Source organism: Moorena sp. SIO3H5, from assembly GCF_010692395.1.
Lineage (GTDB): Bacteria > Cyanobacteriota > Cyanobacteriia > Cyanobacteriales > Coleofasciculaceae > Moorena.
Map to the genome: position 1 here is coordinate 1 of NZ_JAAHHS010000149.1, position 16704 is coordinate 16704.

At 44.8% G+C, this 16704-nt stretch carries 12 protein-coding genes; 7 read left to right on the plus strand and 5 right to left on the minus strand.

The features are described from left to right. Positions 1-97 precede the first annotated feature (97 nt). Entirely contained in the window at positions 98-1216 is a 1119-nt protein-coding gene (locus F6K52_RS17305; protein WP_293079850.1) for a type IV pilus twitching motility protein PilT, read from the minus strand. A gap of 98 nt (positions 1217-1314) precedes the next feature. Beyond that, positions 1315-3321: a GspE/PulE family protein gene (locus tag F6K52_RS17310; RefSeq protein ID WP_293079854.1), complete on the minus strand. Its 2007-nt coding sequence runs from the start codon at positions 3319-3321 to the stop codon at positions 1315-1317. Between the two features lie 619 nt (positions 3322-3940). Here F6K52_RS17310 and grpE point away from each other — a divergent pair. The 5 genes from grpE (at position 3941) to rsgA (ending at position 9613) form a co-directional block, all read left to right on the plus strand. Then, positions 3941-4735 (plus strand): nucleotide exchange factor GrpE, encoded by a 795-nt coding sequence (grpE, locus tag F6K52_RS17315; protein ID WP_293079856.1) that lies wholly within the window; start codon positions 3941-3943, stop codon positions 4733-4735. 150 nt (positions 4736-4885) lie between these two features. Beyond that, entirely contained in the window at positions 4886-6898 is a 2013-nt protein-coding gene (gene dnaK, locus F6K52_RS17320) for a molecular chaperone DnaK (protein WP_293079858.1), read from the plus strand. 198 nt (positions 6899-7096) lie between these two features. Next, complete coding sequence (gene dnaJ, locus F6K52_RS17325) at positions 7097-8224, plus strand: molecular chaperone DnaJ (RefSeq protein WP_293079860.1); 1128 nt, start codon at positions 7097-7099, stop codon at positions 8222-8224. A gap of 20 nt (positions 8225-8244) precedes the next feature. After that, on the plus strand, positions 8245-8496 hold the full coding sequence (locus tag F6K52_RS17330; protein WP_364418222.1) for a sulfurtransferase TusA family protein: 252 nt from the start codon (positions 8245-8247) through the stop codon (positions 8494-8496). Further along, complete coding sequence (gene rsgA, locus F6K52_RS17335; RefSeq protein WP_293079862.1) at positions 8489-9613, plus strand: small ribosomal subunit biogenesis GTPase RsgA; 1125 nt, start codon at positions 8489-8491, stop codon at positions 9611-9613. Before F6K52_RS17330 ends, rsgA begins: the two co-directional genes overlap by 8 nt. A gap of 57 nt (positions 9614-9670) precedes the next feature. Here the strand turns inward: rsgA and pheT are convergent, their stop codons facing one another. Further along, the gene (pheT, locus tag F6K52_RS17340; RefSeq protein ID WP_293079864.1) at positions 9671-12115 is read right to left on the minus strand and encodes a phenylalanine--tRNA ligase subunit beta; all 2445 of its coding nucleotides are present in this window, start codon (positions 12113-12115) and stop codon (positions 9671-9673) included. A 657-nt stretch (positions 12116-12772) separates the two neighbouring features. Between pheT and F6K52_RS17345 the strand changes: the two genes are divergently transcribed. After that, complete coding sequence (locus F6K52_RS17345; RefSeq protein ID WP_293079866.1) at positions 12773-14374, plus strand: serine/threonine-protein kinase; 1602 nt, start codon at positions 12773-12775, stop codon at positions 14372-14374. Positions 14375-14671: 297 nt separating this feature from the next. Here the strand turns inward: F6K52_RS17345 and F6K52_RS17350 are convergent, their stop codons facing one another. Then, entirely contained in the window at positions 14672-16192 is a 1521-nt protein-coding gene (locus tag F6K52_RS17350; RefSeq protein WP_293079869.1) for an AAA family ATPase, read from the minus strand. A gap of 11 nt (positions 16193-16203) precedes the next feature. Here F6K52_RS17350 and F6K52_RS17355 point away from each other — a divergent pair, with 11 nt between their 5' ends. Further along, positions 16204-16332, plus strand: a complete 129-nt coding sequence (locus F6K52_RS17355; RefSeq protein ID WP_293079872.1) for a hypothetical protein — start codon at positions 16204-16206, stop codon at positions 16330-16332. A 2-nt stretch (positions 16333-16334) separates the two neighbouring features. Here the strand turns inward: F6K52_RS17355 and F6K52_RS17360 are convergent. After that, positions 16335-16704, minus strand: a 370-nt coding sequence (locus tag F6K52_RS17360) for a hypothetical protein (protein WP_293079875.1), incomplete at its 5' end; no start/stop codon positions are given.

Sequence of the window (16704 nt, forward strand, 5' to 3'; positions counted from 1 at the left end):
TCATCAAGTAGCACCTCAAGTAGCGCATTAGCTGATAGCTGATAGCTGTTTGCGTAGCGTGCGCGTAGCGCTTAAGCTGATAGCTGATAGCTTACGACTAGCGGGTCGCCTTTGCTCTACCGCCCTTAGAATTCATCGCTGCAGAACCACCAACGATACGTTGCAATTCATCGGGTTTAGAACTTTTACTAAGTCCTGCTTCCAAGGAGATTAAGCCAGATTTCACCTGACCCGCTAAAGCTTGTTCCAGGGTCTGCATTCCTAATTTCACACCGGTTTGGATAGCAGAGTACACTTGAGACGTTTTTCCTTCCCGGATCAGGTTAGAAATAGCAGGTGTCACTACCATGATTTCCTGAGCCATAGTCCGACCAAACTCACCGGGTTTAGGATTTTTCTTGGGTACGAGACATTGACTAAATACTGCAATCAAAGAGTTAGAGAGCTGAGCTCGGATTTGAGCTTGCTGTCCAAATGGAAACACATCAATGATCCGGTCTACGGTTTGAGCAGCTGAGTTAGTGTGTAGCGTTCCAAATACCAAGTGACCAGTTTCAGCTGCGGAAATAGCGAGACCAATAGTTTCCATATCCCGCATTTCACCCACCAAAATCACATCCGGGTCTTCCCGCAGTGCCCCCTTCAGAGCATTGGCAAAGGTCTTAGTATCTTCACCTTTTTGACGTTGGTGAATCAAGCTCTTGATGTTAGGAAACACATATTCTATCGGGTCTTCCACTGTCAGAATATGTTCTGCCCTTGTGCGGTTAATTAAATCAATCATGGCTGCTAGGGTAGTGGTTTTCCCAGAACCAGTCGGTCCAGTGACCAATACCATTCCCCTTGGTCGTTCACTCATCGACCGCACCACATCCGGTAAACCCAATTTGTCAAAATTAGGAATCTTGGAAGACAACGCCCTCAAGCAAGCCGCATAACAACCCCGTTCTTTGTAAACATTGACACGGAAACGAGCCAACCCCTTAACACCATAAGAACAATCAAGTTCCCAGTTTTGCTCCAATTCCTTACGCTGTGAATTGTTAAGCATACTGAAAATCAATCGCTGACAGGCTTGAGGGTTCAAGGATTCGTCATCGATGGGTTGGAGTTTACCACTGACGCGGAAGTAGACTGGCGCACCCGCTTGGATGTGCATATCTGACCCCCCCATCTCGATCATCTGTTCCATCAAGTCTTCAATCATTAGTTCCATAATTTTGTCTCCCTTAAAAACCTCAGTAGTAGTTAGTGATTACTTATTACTCAAAATCAAATAGCCAATTAGTTATTAATAATTGACTAATAACTAATTTAATTTTGGAAACGCGGTGTCATACAGTAAGGACAGTCTAGCCACTCCGGCTGCAATTGAGCTGAGCAAGTGGTACAGGTTAGAGAACTCTTGCGCTTAGCTTTCATTTCTGTCTCTAAGCCGGAATCAGTAAAGGTTACTCGTTCCACTTCTTCAAAGGTGGTATAACCTTGCTGTACCAAATTCAAGCTATAGGCTAATATGGTGATCATCCCTTCCTCTACAGCAGCTTCCTTAATCCTCTCCGTGGGAGCTCCTTGGTTGATTAAGCCTTGCAGGTTCTCAGTGATGCGCATCACTTCATAAACACCAACCCGTCCTTTGTAACCAATACCATTACAGGTTTTACAGAGTGTACCTTGTGTCCTAGCTTCAGCAATTTGCTCCGGTGTTAGGGTATTGGCGCGATAGACGGTAATCTCCCCATCCCTAGAAGCAGACAGACCATAGCGGGCTAGTTCCGCAGAACTTGGTTGGTAAGAAATGCGGCAACTGGAACAAACACGCCGCATCAATCGTTGAGCCAACACTCCCAGCAAGGCACCGGAAACCATGAAGGGTTCAACACCCATTTCATCTAAACGAGCGATCGCACCAGCCGCATCATTAGTGTGTAGAGTAGTCAATACTAGGTGACCAGTCAAAGCTGCTTCAATCGCGGTTTTAGCTGTTTCTTTGTCTCGGGTCTCACCCACCAGAATCACGTCCGGGTCTTGGCGCAGAAAGGCTCGTAGAATTGAGGCAAAATCCATGCCTTTTTCCCGAATAACTTGGACTTGGGTAATCCCAGGTAACGAATACTCAATCGGGTCTTCTGCAGTACTAATATTCACCCCAGGATCATTACGTTCTGCCAGAATTGAATACAAGCTGGTTGATTTCCCCGATCCCGTTGGACCAGTCACCAAAATTAATCCAAAGGGACGCTTAGCCATTTCCCTGACCAATTCTAAAGTGTCTGGGTCTGTGATCAACTTATCCAACCCCAACTGGGTGGATTCGTTATCTAGGATCCGCAGAACCACCTTTTCCCCATAACGACTGGGCAAGGTATTGACCCGAAAGTCAACTTTGCGCCCCTGGAACATACGCCGAATTTTACCGTCTTGGGGTAAGCGTCTTTCAGCAATGTCGAGATCTGCCATAATTTTGAAACGAGCCGCCACCGCTGTATGTATTCGCTGTGGTAAAGCATCAAAGGCTTGACGCAGTACCCCATCTTTGCGATAGCGCACCCGCAACTGCTCCTCTTGGGGTTCAATATGAATGTCAGAAACCCCTTCTTGTAAAGCCTTAGCCAGGATTTTGTTGACCAGGTTAATGATCGGAGCCCCCCCTGCCTCATTCAAAGACGAATCTAGGTCTGCTTCCGCTTCCTCTGGGGCATCCTGTAAAGTATCGAATGAGCCTAAATTTTCTAAATCCTCCTTTACATCTACGGATTTTTGTTGATCTAGTTGCTTTTGCCGTGCCAACTGATCGTCAAGATACTGACTAATGATGTGCTGATAGTCTTCCTTAGTGATGACCATCCGTTGCAACTTGATTCCCTGAGGTCGTAGAATCCGATTCAAATCATCCTGGGCTTCTAAATCATCAGGAGAAACCATTGCCACCAAAACCGATGGTGGCTCAGTTTCATGCTTAGATATGGGGAGCAGGTGATAGCGACGGCAAATATCAATGGGAATCAGGGTTTCGATCAAGCCACCGACTTGCTGAGTAGAAATATCACTAATTTCCGGATCTAGAGACTCAACACCAAACAGAACTTTCAGTTCAAACAACTGCTGTTTCTTGTATTGGCGGATCAAATCAGGTGGTAACTGACGTCCGGTCATTGCTTCGATGACTTCCGTCAGGGGTCTTCCGGACTTGCGAGTTTCCAGCCAAGCTTGCTGCATCTGGTCAACATTAACGTAACCAGCCTGAATAAGTTTATTTCCAAAGGGAGAAAAATCGTTACGGACTACTAGGGCGCGTCGTTGAGATGAGGAGTAAGTCATGACGGAATAGGAGCTCTCCTTACTTTACACAATATTCCCAAAAGCCTTATGTTAACTAACATAGGAGTGGCTGCGACTCCCTTATTTTTACCTTTTAGTTAGATTGACGGACTAGGATAATATCTCGTAGCTAAATATAGGATTATACATCATAAAAACTCAGTAAACTCATTCGCTGTATAATTCTTATCAAACCCTACTCGCTCAAGGTGGTTCACAATCACAGATGGTAGATTTTGGTTAATGACCGATTTAGCCATAACATTCAACTATGCAACAAGGCCAGCCAAAGTATGCAACAAGACCAGCAAACGGAAGTAGCACCATCAAAGACAGTCCGTGGAAAAACCACAGTAGGTGGCGAGCGTAAGGGTACAGGCCATAAGGATATGAGCGAGATCGGCGACCCTGCCCAAGACCCGCATTGTTGCTAACGAAGACCGTGCCAGACGACACAGTTGAGGTAAGTGTAAGGTCGCAACAACTCTCAATCAGGTTAGAAAGCCATGCTATAGTCTTAGACTGAACGTGGTTAGTTTAAAAAATTTGCTGGAAAATTGGTTGGCTAGTAAGAATTAATAGATAAACTAGCAGTCTATTGAATTGGGATGAGTGGAGCATGATTGACGAAGCAAAACAGTCAGATAACACTTCGCAGGAGACAAACGAAGAGTCCACTACGGTACTCGAAGACAATCTTGAGGTGGAAGCGGTAGCGGTAGCCTCTGACTCAGAGGTCAACTCTGAAGCAGCACAACCAACTGAACCCCCTGCTGCGGAAGCATCTGAGTCAGAGTCGGTAGACCAAGCCCAGACCGAGGTAGCTGCAACAGCTACTACCGATGAATCACCTACGGAGGATGATTCCAAACTTCTAGAAACCATCAAGCAGGAAAATGAGGCCCTGAAAGCTCAACTAGAAGAGCGAACTCAGCAATGTGACTCCTTTAAATCTCAATACATCCGGATTGCGGCAGATTTTGAGAATTTCCGTAAACGGTCAACTAAAGAGAAAGAAGACTTGGAACATCAAGTTAAAGGAAACACCATCACTGAGTTATTGTCAGTCGTAGATAACTTTGAACGGGCGCGCACCCAAATTAAGCCTCAAAATGATGGGGAAATGTCGATTCACAAAAGCTATCAAGGTGTTTATAAACAGCTGGTAGACAGTCTCAAGCGCCTTGGGGTTGCTGCGATGCGACCCGAAGGGCAAGAGTTTGACCCCAATCTCCACGAAGCGGTTATGCGAGAACCAACGGATGACTATCAAGAAGGAGTAGTGATAGAACAGCTAATGCGGGGTTATTTGCTTGGGGAGCGGGTGTTACGTCACGCTATGGTGAAAGTAGCTGCTGCCGCAGAACCACAGGAAACCTCGGAAGCTCAGAAATCTGCTGAGGCAGAAAATTAGCTGCGATTGAGTGGTTAACCTTCCTTTGGTGTCAGTCTCTGACCATCCTACGAAAAGGGACGAACGCACCAAGGGAAGTTCTATTATTCTGACCAACTCAACCAAAAATAAAAGTAAAATAACTTAACATAACCGTTAAGCCGCAACCCTATGGGAAAAGTTATTGGCATCGACCTAGGCACAACCAATAGTTGTGTTGCTGTCTTAGAAGGAGGTAAACCCATAGTCATTTCTAGCTCGGAAGGTGGGCGAACCACACCGAGTATTGTGGGATTTGGCAAGTCAGGGGAGCACCTGGTGGGTCAACTGGCCAAGCGTCAAGCAGTCACCAATGCGGAAAACAGTGTCTACAGTATCAAGCGCTTTATCGGACGTCGTTGGGATGAAACCGCTACAGAGCGTTCCCGTGTCCCCTATACCTGTGTTAAGGGTCGTGATGAGACGGTAGATGTAAAGATTCGGCATCGAGAGTATACCCCTCAGGAAATCTCGGCCATGATCTTACAAAAGCTCAAGGCTGATGCTGAAACCTTTCTTGGGGACTCAGTCACTAAAGCTGTGATCACAGTTCCTGCCTACTTTACCGATGCTCAACGGCAAGCCACCAAGGATGGGGGTACCATTGCTGGATTGGAAGTGTTGCGCATTATAAACGAACCGACTGCTGCTGCTCTCGCCTATGGTTTAGATAAGCTGGATCAAGACCAAGTTATCTTGGTGTTTGACTTGGGTGGTGGTACCTTTGATGTCTCAGTTCTGCAACTGGGGAATGGGGTCTTTGAAGTAAAGGCAACTTCTGGTAACAATCACTTGGGGGGAGATGACTTCGATAATGTGATTGTCCGCTGGATGGTTCAAAACTTTAAAGCCAAAGAGGGCATCAATCTCACCGAAGACAAAATGGCTCTTCAGCGTTTGCGAGAGGCGGCGGAAAAGGCAAAAATTGAACTGTCTAGCATGGTAGCCACCCCCATCAACTTGCCCTTCATTACTGCTGATGAAACAGGACCAAAACACTTAGAGATGGAGTTGTCCCGGGCTAAGTTTGAAGAACTATCCAGGGAGCTGATTAACGCAACTATAGAACCGGTCAAGCAGTCGCTCAAAGATAGTGACCTCAAGCCAGAGCACATTGACCGGATTTTACTGGTAGGGGGTTCAACCCGTATCCCGGCGGTTCAGGATGCTATTAAAAGGTTTTTTAATGGTAAGGCTACTGATCGTTCGGTTAACCCTGATGAAGCTGTGGCATTGGGTGCAGCAATTCAAGCTGGTGTTTTGGGCGGGGAAGTAGAAGATGTCCTGCTACTGGATGTTACTCCCCTGTCTCTGGGTATAGAAACCTTAGGAGAAGTGTTCACCAAAATTATCGAGCGCAATACTACTATTCCTACCAGTAAGTCCCAGGTATTTTCCACAGCTACTGATGGACAAACCTCCGTAGAAATCCACGTATTGCAGGGGGAGCGGGCAATGGCTAGAGATAACAAAAGCCTGGGAAAATTCCTGCTAACTGGTATTCCCCCAGCTCCCCGTGGTGTCCCTCAAATTGAAGTTACCTTTGAAATCGATGTCAACGGCATTCTTAAAGTCGCTGCCAGTGATCGAGGAACTGGGAAAGAGCAAAGTATTGTGATTACCAATACGGGTGGATTAAGTCCAGCGGAAGTGGAACGGATGCGCCGTGAGGCAGAAGACTATGCTGACCAAGACCGCCGTCGCATGGAATTGGTGCAACTGAAAAACCAAGCCGATGGCTTACTATATAACTATGAATCTACTATCAAAGACCATGGGGAATTGATTAGCGCTAACCTTCAGGCTCAAGGACTAAAGGAGCAAGCAGATCAACAAAAGCAGCACCTAGACACCATAATGACAGACCCCTCAATTGAGGTCGAGGAGGTGAAAGAAGCTATTGAAACTTTGCAGAAAACTGTCTTGGAAATTGGGGGGATCATTTACGCGAGTGCCAGCATGGGGTCAGACCCGGAATTTATCGCGTCTGACGAAACACTTCAAGAGTCCAATTCAAACGACTCCACCCAAATAGAACCAGATGCTTTAGGAGAATTTGTGGTTGATTTTGATGATGAAACCTTAGAAGTAGATGTTGACTACGAAGCTGTTGATTACGGCAACAGCTCCCTAAAAGATAGATAATTCAATTCGCTCCTTTGACTAGCTCAAGCTGACCGCGAGAGTATGCTCACAGAAGCAGGTGGCAATTAGCTGATTTTTTTGATAGACAATGATATAGGATGCAGGTAATGCTGAAATGCGCTCTTTGTGCTTTGATAGCAATAACCTGAGGAATAACAATAGCCCCCACTATGTAAATGGAAGACCGATCAGCGCTCTATGGCTGACTATTATGATCTGCTTGGTGTCTCTCGTGATGCCGACAAAGATGAAATTAAACGTGCTTACCGTCGCTTGGCACGGAAGTACCACCCAGATGTTAACAAAGAACCAGGAGCTGAAGAGCGCTTTAAGGAAATTAACCGGGCTTACGAAGTCCTATCAGAACCAGAAACTCGAGCAAGATATGACCGTTTTGGGGAAGCTGGTGTTTCCTCAGCTGCGGGAGCAGCCTACTCAGATTTTGGTGATATGGGCTTTGCTGATATTTTTGAAAGCTTCTTCAGCGGGTTTGCTGGTGGTATGGGTCAGCAAACTGGTGGTCGTCGGCGTAGTGGCCCGGTGCGTGGTGACGACCTGCGACTAGACTTGAAGCTGGCTTTCAAGGAAGCTATATTCGGTGGTGAAAAGGAAATCCGCATTCCTCACCTAGAAACTTGTCAAGTCTGTAACGGCACAGGGGCAAAGCCAGGAACTCGACCCCGCACTTGCCCAACCTGTAACGGTTCAGGTCAAGTACGGCGTGCTACTCGTACCCCCTTTGGTAGTTTCACCCAGGTCTCAGTCTGTCCTACCTGTAACGGTGAAGGGCAAATCATTGAGGATAAGTGTGAAGCCTGTGGTGGTGCTGGTCGTAAACAAGAAACCAAAAAACTGAAAATCACTATTCCAGCAGGAGTAGATAATGGCACCAGGCTAAGGGTTTCTAAAGAAGGGGATGCTGGATTACGTGCTGGTCCACCAGGAGACCTATACGTTTATCTATTTGTAAACGAAGACAGCAACTTTCAGCGGGATGGCATTAACATTCTGTCTGAAATGAAAATTAGCTATTTACAAGCAATTTTAGGCTGTATTATCGAAGCAGAGACAGTAGACGGTCCAGTGGAATTAACTATTCCACCCGGTACTCAACCCAATACTGTATTAACTTTAGAGAATCACGGTGTCCCCAAATTGGGTAACCCAGTCAGTCGGGGCGATCACCTAATCACGATTTTGGTGGATATCCCCACTCGGATTAGCCCTGACGAAAGGGAATTGCTAGAGAAGCTAGCGAAAATTAAGGGTGAGCGCACTGGTAAAGGTGGTATCGAAGGATTCTTGGGAGGGTTGTTTGGCTCATGAGTGGACTAGCCTCCTCGCAGATGAGTTCATTACCTGATGATCAACTGGATCTGCGGGGTACCCCTTGCCCGATTAACTTTGTTCGCACTAAACTCTATCTAGAAAAAATGGCTCCAGGTGCCCTATTAGAAGTGTGGCTCGACCCAGGAGAACCCATTGAACAGGTTCCTGATAGTCTGACTATGGAGGGTTACCCCATAGAGGGTGTTGAAGAACGCGATCGCTATTTTGCTCTGAAGGTGCGTCGTCCACACCAGCATCTTCATGATTGAATTAGAATACACTAATTCGTCAAACTTGTCAACCCGTTGGCTGGGTACCGTGCTGGCGGTTCAGGCAAATTTCTATCAGGTGCGTTTAGATCAGTTGAAGGTTGACAAGTTGGGGGTTGTAGGTCGTGAAGATAACCTTCAAGCAAATAACCTACAACCTCCAACCCTCTTATGTACCCGTAGAGCCCGGTTGAAAAAAATTGGCCAGCAAGTCATGGTGGGAGACCGGGTTCTAGTAGAGGAACCTGACTGGGCTGGTGGACGAGGGGTGATTGCTGACGTGCTGCCCCGGACAAGCCAGCTCGACCGCCCACCAATTGCCAATGCTCAGCAAATTCTGGTGGTTTTTGCTCTGGAAGAACCGACCCTGGATGCTTATCAGCTGAGTCGGTTTTTGGTGAAGGCAGAATCTACTGGTTTCAAGGTCTCTTTGTGTCTGAATAAACGTGATTTAGTAACACCACAGCAACAGCAGCATTGGCAACAGCGTCTGGAAGCATGGGGTTATCAGCCAGTCTTGATCAGCGTTCATAATGGTACTGGTTTAGCACAACTGACTGACCTGTTGAGTCAGACAATCAGCGTTATGGCTGGTCTGTCCGGTGTTGGTAAATCGAGTCTAATTAATTATCTGATTCCAGCAACAACGGTGCGGGTGGCAGAAGTGACTGGTAAACTGGGTCGAGGACGCCACACCACTAGGCACGTGGAATTATTTGAATTGCCTAAAGGTGGTTTTTTGGCAGATACCCCCGGATTCAATCAGCCTGACTTGACTTGTTCTCCTGAGGATTTAATCCATTACTTTCCAGAAGCAACAGAGCGTTTAGCCCAACACCGCTGTCAATTCAGTAATTGCCTACATCGGGATGAGCCAAACTGTGCTGTGCGAGGAGACTGGGAACGGTACCAGCATTATCTGGATTTTTTAGCAGAAGTGATTGCACGGCAAGAGGCTTTGAAGCAAAAAGCTGATATCGAATCCAGTATGAAGTTAAAAATTAAAGCTTCTGGTCGGCGTCAATACGAACCTAAGCTAGAAACAAAAAAATACCGCCGTCGCTCCCGGCGTACTCAGCACCAGAACCTAGATGAACTTTATGACGAGATGAATTAAGGTTAAAGGATGAAGTATGAATACTTCATCCTTTAACCGTTTAACTTCAAAGCTCGTTTAACTTCTTAGGCTAACCCCAAATTTTTCCTCTAGGGCTTCTCGCACTTTCTGATGCACTGGCTCGACTTCTGCATCAGTAAGAGTGCGATCGCTAGCACGGTAGATTAGCCGAAATGCCAAACTTCTCTGTGCCTCAGGAACAGACTCTCCTTTATATTCATCAAACAATTGCACTGACTCCAACAAATTCCCCCCAGCTTTCCGGGTTGAACGTTCGATTTCTGCCACTGAGACTTGTAGTGGGGCAAAGAACGCAATATCCCGGTCAATGGCTGGGTAGGTGGAATATACTTGGAACCGGGGAGTCAGAATTTCATCGCGATCAAGAGCCTCTAGAATTAGATCCAAGTCCAAATCAAATACATAAACCTGATCGGGAAAACCTCTTTCTGAACTTAGCTGGGGGTGCAACTGCCCAAATTTGCCTAATTTTTCACCTTGCAACCACAAGGATGCAGTGCGTCCTGGGTGAAGACGGGGATCGCTGTGGTCTGGTTGGTATTCTACTGTTAGGCCGCAACGGGAAAACACTCTCTCTAGTACTCCCTTAGCCTCGTACCAGGTCATAGGTTCGGAATGCCCTCCCGTGACCCAGTTACCTTGGGTGATATTTCCCCCTAAAATCCCGGCAATAGCATCAGCTTCTGCGAAACCCTCTTCGGCTCGCCAGAAGATCCGACCAATTTCAAAACCGTTGAGTACACCGTTGCCTTGCTCGATATTGTACTGACAGGCATCAATAAGCCCTGATAGTAAATCCGTGCGTAGGGATGAGTATTCTGTAAACAGGGGATTATCAAGAGGAATTTGGTTTTGTTCCTCTGGCTTGACCAAGGAATACTGGACTAATTCGGTCAACCCAACTGCACGGAATTGCGATCGCAGTTTTCGCTTTAAAAATTCCTCAGCAGATAGATAACCTGGTTCAGTCTTGTCTGGTAAGCTATCACAGAAGTTGTCATAGCCGTAGAGACGGGCAATTTCCTCAATTAAATCAATTTCCCGCTCTAAATCCCGGTAGCGGTAGGGGGGTACAGTCACTTTCCATTGGGAAGAATCCTCCGATCCTATCGGTTGTAGTTGACATCCGAGGGCAGTCAGGATTCGTTCCACATCTTCTGGCAGGATTTGCCCAAGCTCCTCTGAGTGATGAACTGGCCCTAAAATCTTATTGACACGGTCAAGACGTAACTCAATGGAACGTGCCCAAGTAGAGGGGTCAGGGCGCTGGTCAGCAATACTCTGGGTTGTGGGAGTACCACCAGCTAACTCAGTAATTAATGCGATCGCTCTTTTACAAGCAATATCCAATTCTGCTTGATTGACACCACGCTCATAACGGGTAGATGATTCTGTCCGTATGCTTTGACTACGGGAAGAACGACGAACAGTAACTGGATCAAACAGTGCTGCTTCCAAAACAATACTTTGGGTGTTCTCGTTCACTTCTGTGGGTTCCCCACCCATAACCCCAGCCATCGCAACGGGTTGGTCCTTAGCTGTGATCAGTAACGCTTGTGGTTCCAGGGAACGGGTTTGACCATCAAGAGTAGTCAGGGATTCCCCACTGTTAGCAAAGCGGACACCAATGGTCAGGTTTTCTGCACCAGCAACAGCTTGCAAGCGTTCCCGGTCAAAGGCATGGAGAGGCTGACCCCATTCCAAGAGAATGTAATTAGTGACATCCACTACATTATTAATCGGTCGCACTCCAGCGGCTTCCAAGCGCTGTTGTAACCAATCGGGAGAAGGAGCAATCTTAACCCCTTCAATCACAGTGCCAATATAGGCGGGACAAGCTTTGGGTTCAGATACTTTCAAGGTCAAGGCATCGGATTTTTTGGGAATAGACACCTCAACAGTTTCTGGCAAGGTTAATGATGCCCCAGTTAAGGCCACTACTTCTCTAGCCACGCCCACCATACTTAGAGCATCGGCCCGATTAGCAGTAGACGTAACATCAAGAATGGTATCGGTTAACCCCAGTAAAGGACGAGCATCACTGCCTAGGGGTATAGTTTCTGCCTCGAAAATATGAATGCCAGCAGATTCCTTGGCCAAGCCCACTTCTGCTAGGGAACAAATCATCCCTTCTGAACGAACACCGCGCAGTTTTGAGGCGCGAATTTTCAAATCAATAGTTGGTAGGTAGGTTCCGATGGTCGCGACCGGCACGTAAATGTCTGGTCGGACATTGGACGCACCACAAACAATATTCAATGGGTCAGTCCCACCAATATCAACTTGACAGACCCGAAGCTTATTTGCATTAGGGTGAGGCTCTACCTCCAGAACCTTGCCAATCACCACGCCATCGGCCAGGGTTCCCAGGTCTTCAATATCTTCTACCTCAAACCCAGCCATAGTTAGGGTTTGAGCTAGCTCTTCTGGTGTCAGAGTTACTTCTACTAGTTCTCGCAGCCAGTTTAACGATATACGCATGGACTCCTAAATTTTTTTGCTGAACTCTAATCTAAGGTAATAAATAAGGTGCAAGTTGCCCGTTACTTCCACCGTAAGCATTTAGCAGTCAGCCGTTGGCCTTTGGCCACGCTACGCGAACAGCCGTGAGCTTTAGGCTCACGCTGCGCGAACAGCTTATTTTATTCAAAAGCTGTTCCCTTAGCGTGACCAAAGACCAATGGTACCTCAAGTAGCATGCCCATAAGCTGATAGCTGATAGCTGATAGCTGATAGCTGATAGCTGATAGCTGATAGCTGATAGCTGATAGCTTCCCTTCCACCAAAATATGTTTCTATTGTGATGGGCATAACCCTTTAACGCTTGACAAAAGTTTACTACCTATGGTCAATGCTAAATAAACGCTCTAAAATATAGGTAGCTTCATATACGTTTTACTTTAATCACCCTTTACTTAACTCAAAATTGTCTTTTCGACCCTTAGATGGATACAAAAAATAGGGTATCCTGGTTGAGGATCAGGTTTAACCGGAATAGTTGTCTAACTAAGGGGGTAGTAAGAGGCATTTTGCAGAAAATAAAGAAAAGTAAAAGACTATAAATCATCTTTTCTGCTCAGGTGCTCCGAGCAAAAGTTTTAGTTCCAGTATGGGCATGCGCAACATCAGTAAGGCTGAATGAGCTACTGTCTAAATCCTACCTGCACTCAGGCAAAAAACCCACCACACGCCGACTTTTGTCAGGCGTGCAGTTCTAAATTATTATTACTTGACCGCTATCGTGTGATCAAACCACTCGGTCAAGGCGGATTTGGAGCAACTTTCTTAGCAACAGATGAATCCTTGCCTGGTAAGCCAACCTGTGTAATCAAACAACTCCGCCCAAGCGCGACAAGCTCAGAGATTTCACCGATGGCAAGGGATCTGTTTGAACGAGAAGCCCGAACCTTGGGAGAAATTGGGAATCATCCCCAATTACCACGGTTATTAGATTACTTTGAAGACAATCAGCAGTTTTATCTGGTTCAGGAATATATTAGCGGTTTGACACTGCAACAGCAAGTCAGACGCTCTGGTTCCTTCTCGGAAGAAGGAGTTAAACAATTTCTAAGTGAAATTCTACCACTGGTGCAATATATTCATCAGAAAAGAGTAATTCACCGGGACATTAAACCAGCGAATATAATTCGTCGTGAGCAAGACCGCAAACTGGTATTGATTGATTTTGGGGCTGTGAAAAACCGCCAAACCAATCCCTCCAACTCGTCAGACACAGTATTGACAAATTATGCTATAGGAACTCCAGGCTTTGCTCCTCCTGAACAAATGGCATTGCGACCGGTTTATGCTAGCGATATCTATGCAGTGGGGGTTACTTGCCTTTATTTGTTGACGGGTAAATCTCCCAAAGATCTCGATTATAATCCTTCTACTGGAGAAATAGTTTGGCAGACTTTTGTCAGCGTTAGTGACCACTTTGCTAAGGTTTTAAGAAAAATGTTGGAGTCTTCTGTCCGTTATCGCTATCAGTGCTCAGAAGACATCCTTAGAGCTCTTGACCTAGAGCCATATCTGGAGAGTTTAAACAAAAGCTTAGTGTCAAAACCCCTTGATGAGGCTAATTCTAACTTCAACTCAGGGGATTTGGCTTCCGTGAATGGTTATTCATCCCCGTCGTCAGCTCAATCGAGAAGAATGGCAGAGAAAATTAGAGCATTCCGGGAGCGTCGGGGATGGAGCAATGGTCGAAGATCAGAACCTAAAAACGGTGGAGGTTTTACCAGTTACAGGGATTCTACAGCTTTGAGCGGTAGTAGGAGTACCACCACAGGCAAGTCGAAGGGTAATGCCAAGTGGGATGCCGAAAGGTTATTAAAAGCTTACGGCTGTGGCAGAAGAGACTTTGCGGCTAAAGATTTGAGGGGACTTAACCTTAATAATGCTCAGCTATCTGGGATAATTTTCCGCCAGGGAAAACTGTTAAATATTAGTTTGAAGGGAGCGGATTTATCCAGTGCCAATTTTGGGGAAGCTAACCTCCATCAAGCGGACTTACGCAATGCTAATTTGGGTCGAGCTTACCTGAAAAAAGCTAATTTGGCAGGAGCAGACTTGCGTGGGGCAAATCTTAGTTATGCTCATCTCGAAAATGCTAATCTGCGGGGAGCAAACTTGTGTGGGGCAAATCTTTCTAATGCCAAAGTTACTCAAGAACAGTTGGCCCAAGCTAAGACTAATTGGACAACAGTACTCCCTACTGGGAAGCGGGGTTTTTGGTAATATAACGAAGGGAGTAGGGAGTAGGGAGTAGGGAACAGGGAACAGGGAACAGGGAACAGGGAACAGAGAAAAAAAATATCACAATTGATTTATTGTTAAAATATAGCACTACGGATTTAGATTAGGACATTGTCTTGATTCAGTCGCTCATGGGGTAAACCACGCCAGTTGCTCATGGGGGGAACCCCAAGACCGCGCTGCATCGCTCCTAAACTCAGCAAACCTAGTTATAGCTTACTTTTGACTTCTGACTTCTAACTTCTGACTTGCGCGTAGCCCTAGATAGGTGATCAGGAATTATTTTTTTTTACTTCCTGGCTTCACTTTCTTAATCTCACTTGCTGGCTTAACATTCATCTTAGATAAAGACTTTCTGATTTTATCTATTTTATCTTTGAGAGATTCTGAAAGACATTTGGTGGTTTTAATGACAGCAAGCAAATCATCTGTTGTCACTGTATCTTTTTCTGGATCAAGAAAAACATTTTCTATGGTTTCTTTAACAACAGCTTCAATGTCAGCACCACTATAACCATCGGTTTCTTGTAGCAAGCTAATTATATCAATCATCTTATTCCATTTATTTCTCCTTTTTAGATGAATTTCAAATATTTTTTTGCGCTCATCCCCATTAGGAAAATCTACAAAGAACAGTTCATCAAATCTTCCTTTTCTGAGAAATTCAGCCGGAAGTTTAGAAATATCATTAGAGGTAGCCACAATGAAGACAGTGTTTTCTTTCTCTTGAATCCAAGTTAAAATATTACCAAATAATCTGGTGGTGATATCACTTGCGCCTCCACTTTCGCCAATGCCAGCAAAGGCTTTTTCAATTTCATCTATCCATAAAATACAAGGACTAACCGCCTCAGCTATTTTAATTGCCCGACTTAAGTTTTCTTCACTCTCTCCCACATACTTACCAAATAGTTTACCAATATCTAGCCGCAGTAGAGGAACTTCAAATAGATGAGAAGTAGCTTTGGCTACTAAACTTTTGCCACACCCAGGCATCCCAATTAGCATCATACCTTTAGGTATGTCCACTCCAAATTTGATAGCTTGGTCGAGATTTTTGAATATGTTAGCTTTTTTAGTCAGCCAGGACTTGAGATTATCAAGCCCTCCAACATCATCTAGTGTTTCTTTGAAATTAAGAATTTCAAGGGTGCCAGATTTTTTGATAATTTGTTCTTTTTCTTGGATGATTAGCTGCTTATCATTTTTGTCTATACAGCCACCCTGTTGATAGGATAGGTTTAATATCTGGATAATTTCAAATTTACTTAATCCTTTAAAGGATAAGGATAATTCTTCAATGACATTGTCAGTCATATCAAATTGTAAATCCTGCAAAAATTGTTTAATTATTCCTCTAATTTGATTAAGATTGGGAATAGGGACATCAAAGACCGTAATCAATTTATCAAGTTCAGCCGGAATAACTAATTGACTAGCAACAATAAAACTAGTGGTATAAAAATTATCCTTGTATAGGGTCTTGAGGGCAATTGATTTGAGCAGAGCAATGACTTTGGGATTATCTAAATAAAAGTGAATATCCTTGAGTACCAGAAAACTCTCTCCACTTTCATTATTATCAAAAGCTGACAAGAAGGTTTCTAAGTCAAAGTTAGACTTGGAATTTTTGGTATCAAAATCAACATGACCACCAGCATCATTATATTCATAAACTTTAGCTGTTGTAGCAATCTCCTTAATCAGCAAATCAGTAGCATGGAAATCAAAATGATTGATATAAATGATTGGTCTTAAGGAATCAACATAGGAGGCGAGTTTATGACTTGTATTGTTCATGAGAATTGTTAATGGGGAATCGGGAATCGGGAATCGGGAATCGGGAGTGGGGAAGAAAGGTAAGCATTCATTCAGCTATCACTCAAAAGCTGACGGCTGATAGTTTACAGCTGACAGCTAACATGAGAAATGCTATATAATATCAAACTTCCAAATAACCAATTACATGGTCAGGATTTCTACTCTTGTAATCTATACCATCTAGAATGACAAATTTACCATTAACATCATCGGCTGATAACTCTTCACCATGTTTACCAGAGTTTCTTACATAATTTCCATCGTTCATACCTAAAATCATAAAACGCTTACCCTTGGGTTCAATATCTTTCCAAAACTCTTTTGTCTCCCCTTTAAATATTTTTAGATGATTCCTGACTAAGTAAAACATTTTATGAATTGCAAATTCTTTTTCTGATAGTACCAAATTTTGTTCGGAAGGAAATATAATGTATTCCACATAATCATTAGAATTATCAGAAGAAAACATTAAACCATTCATTATTTTTCCA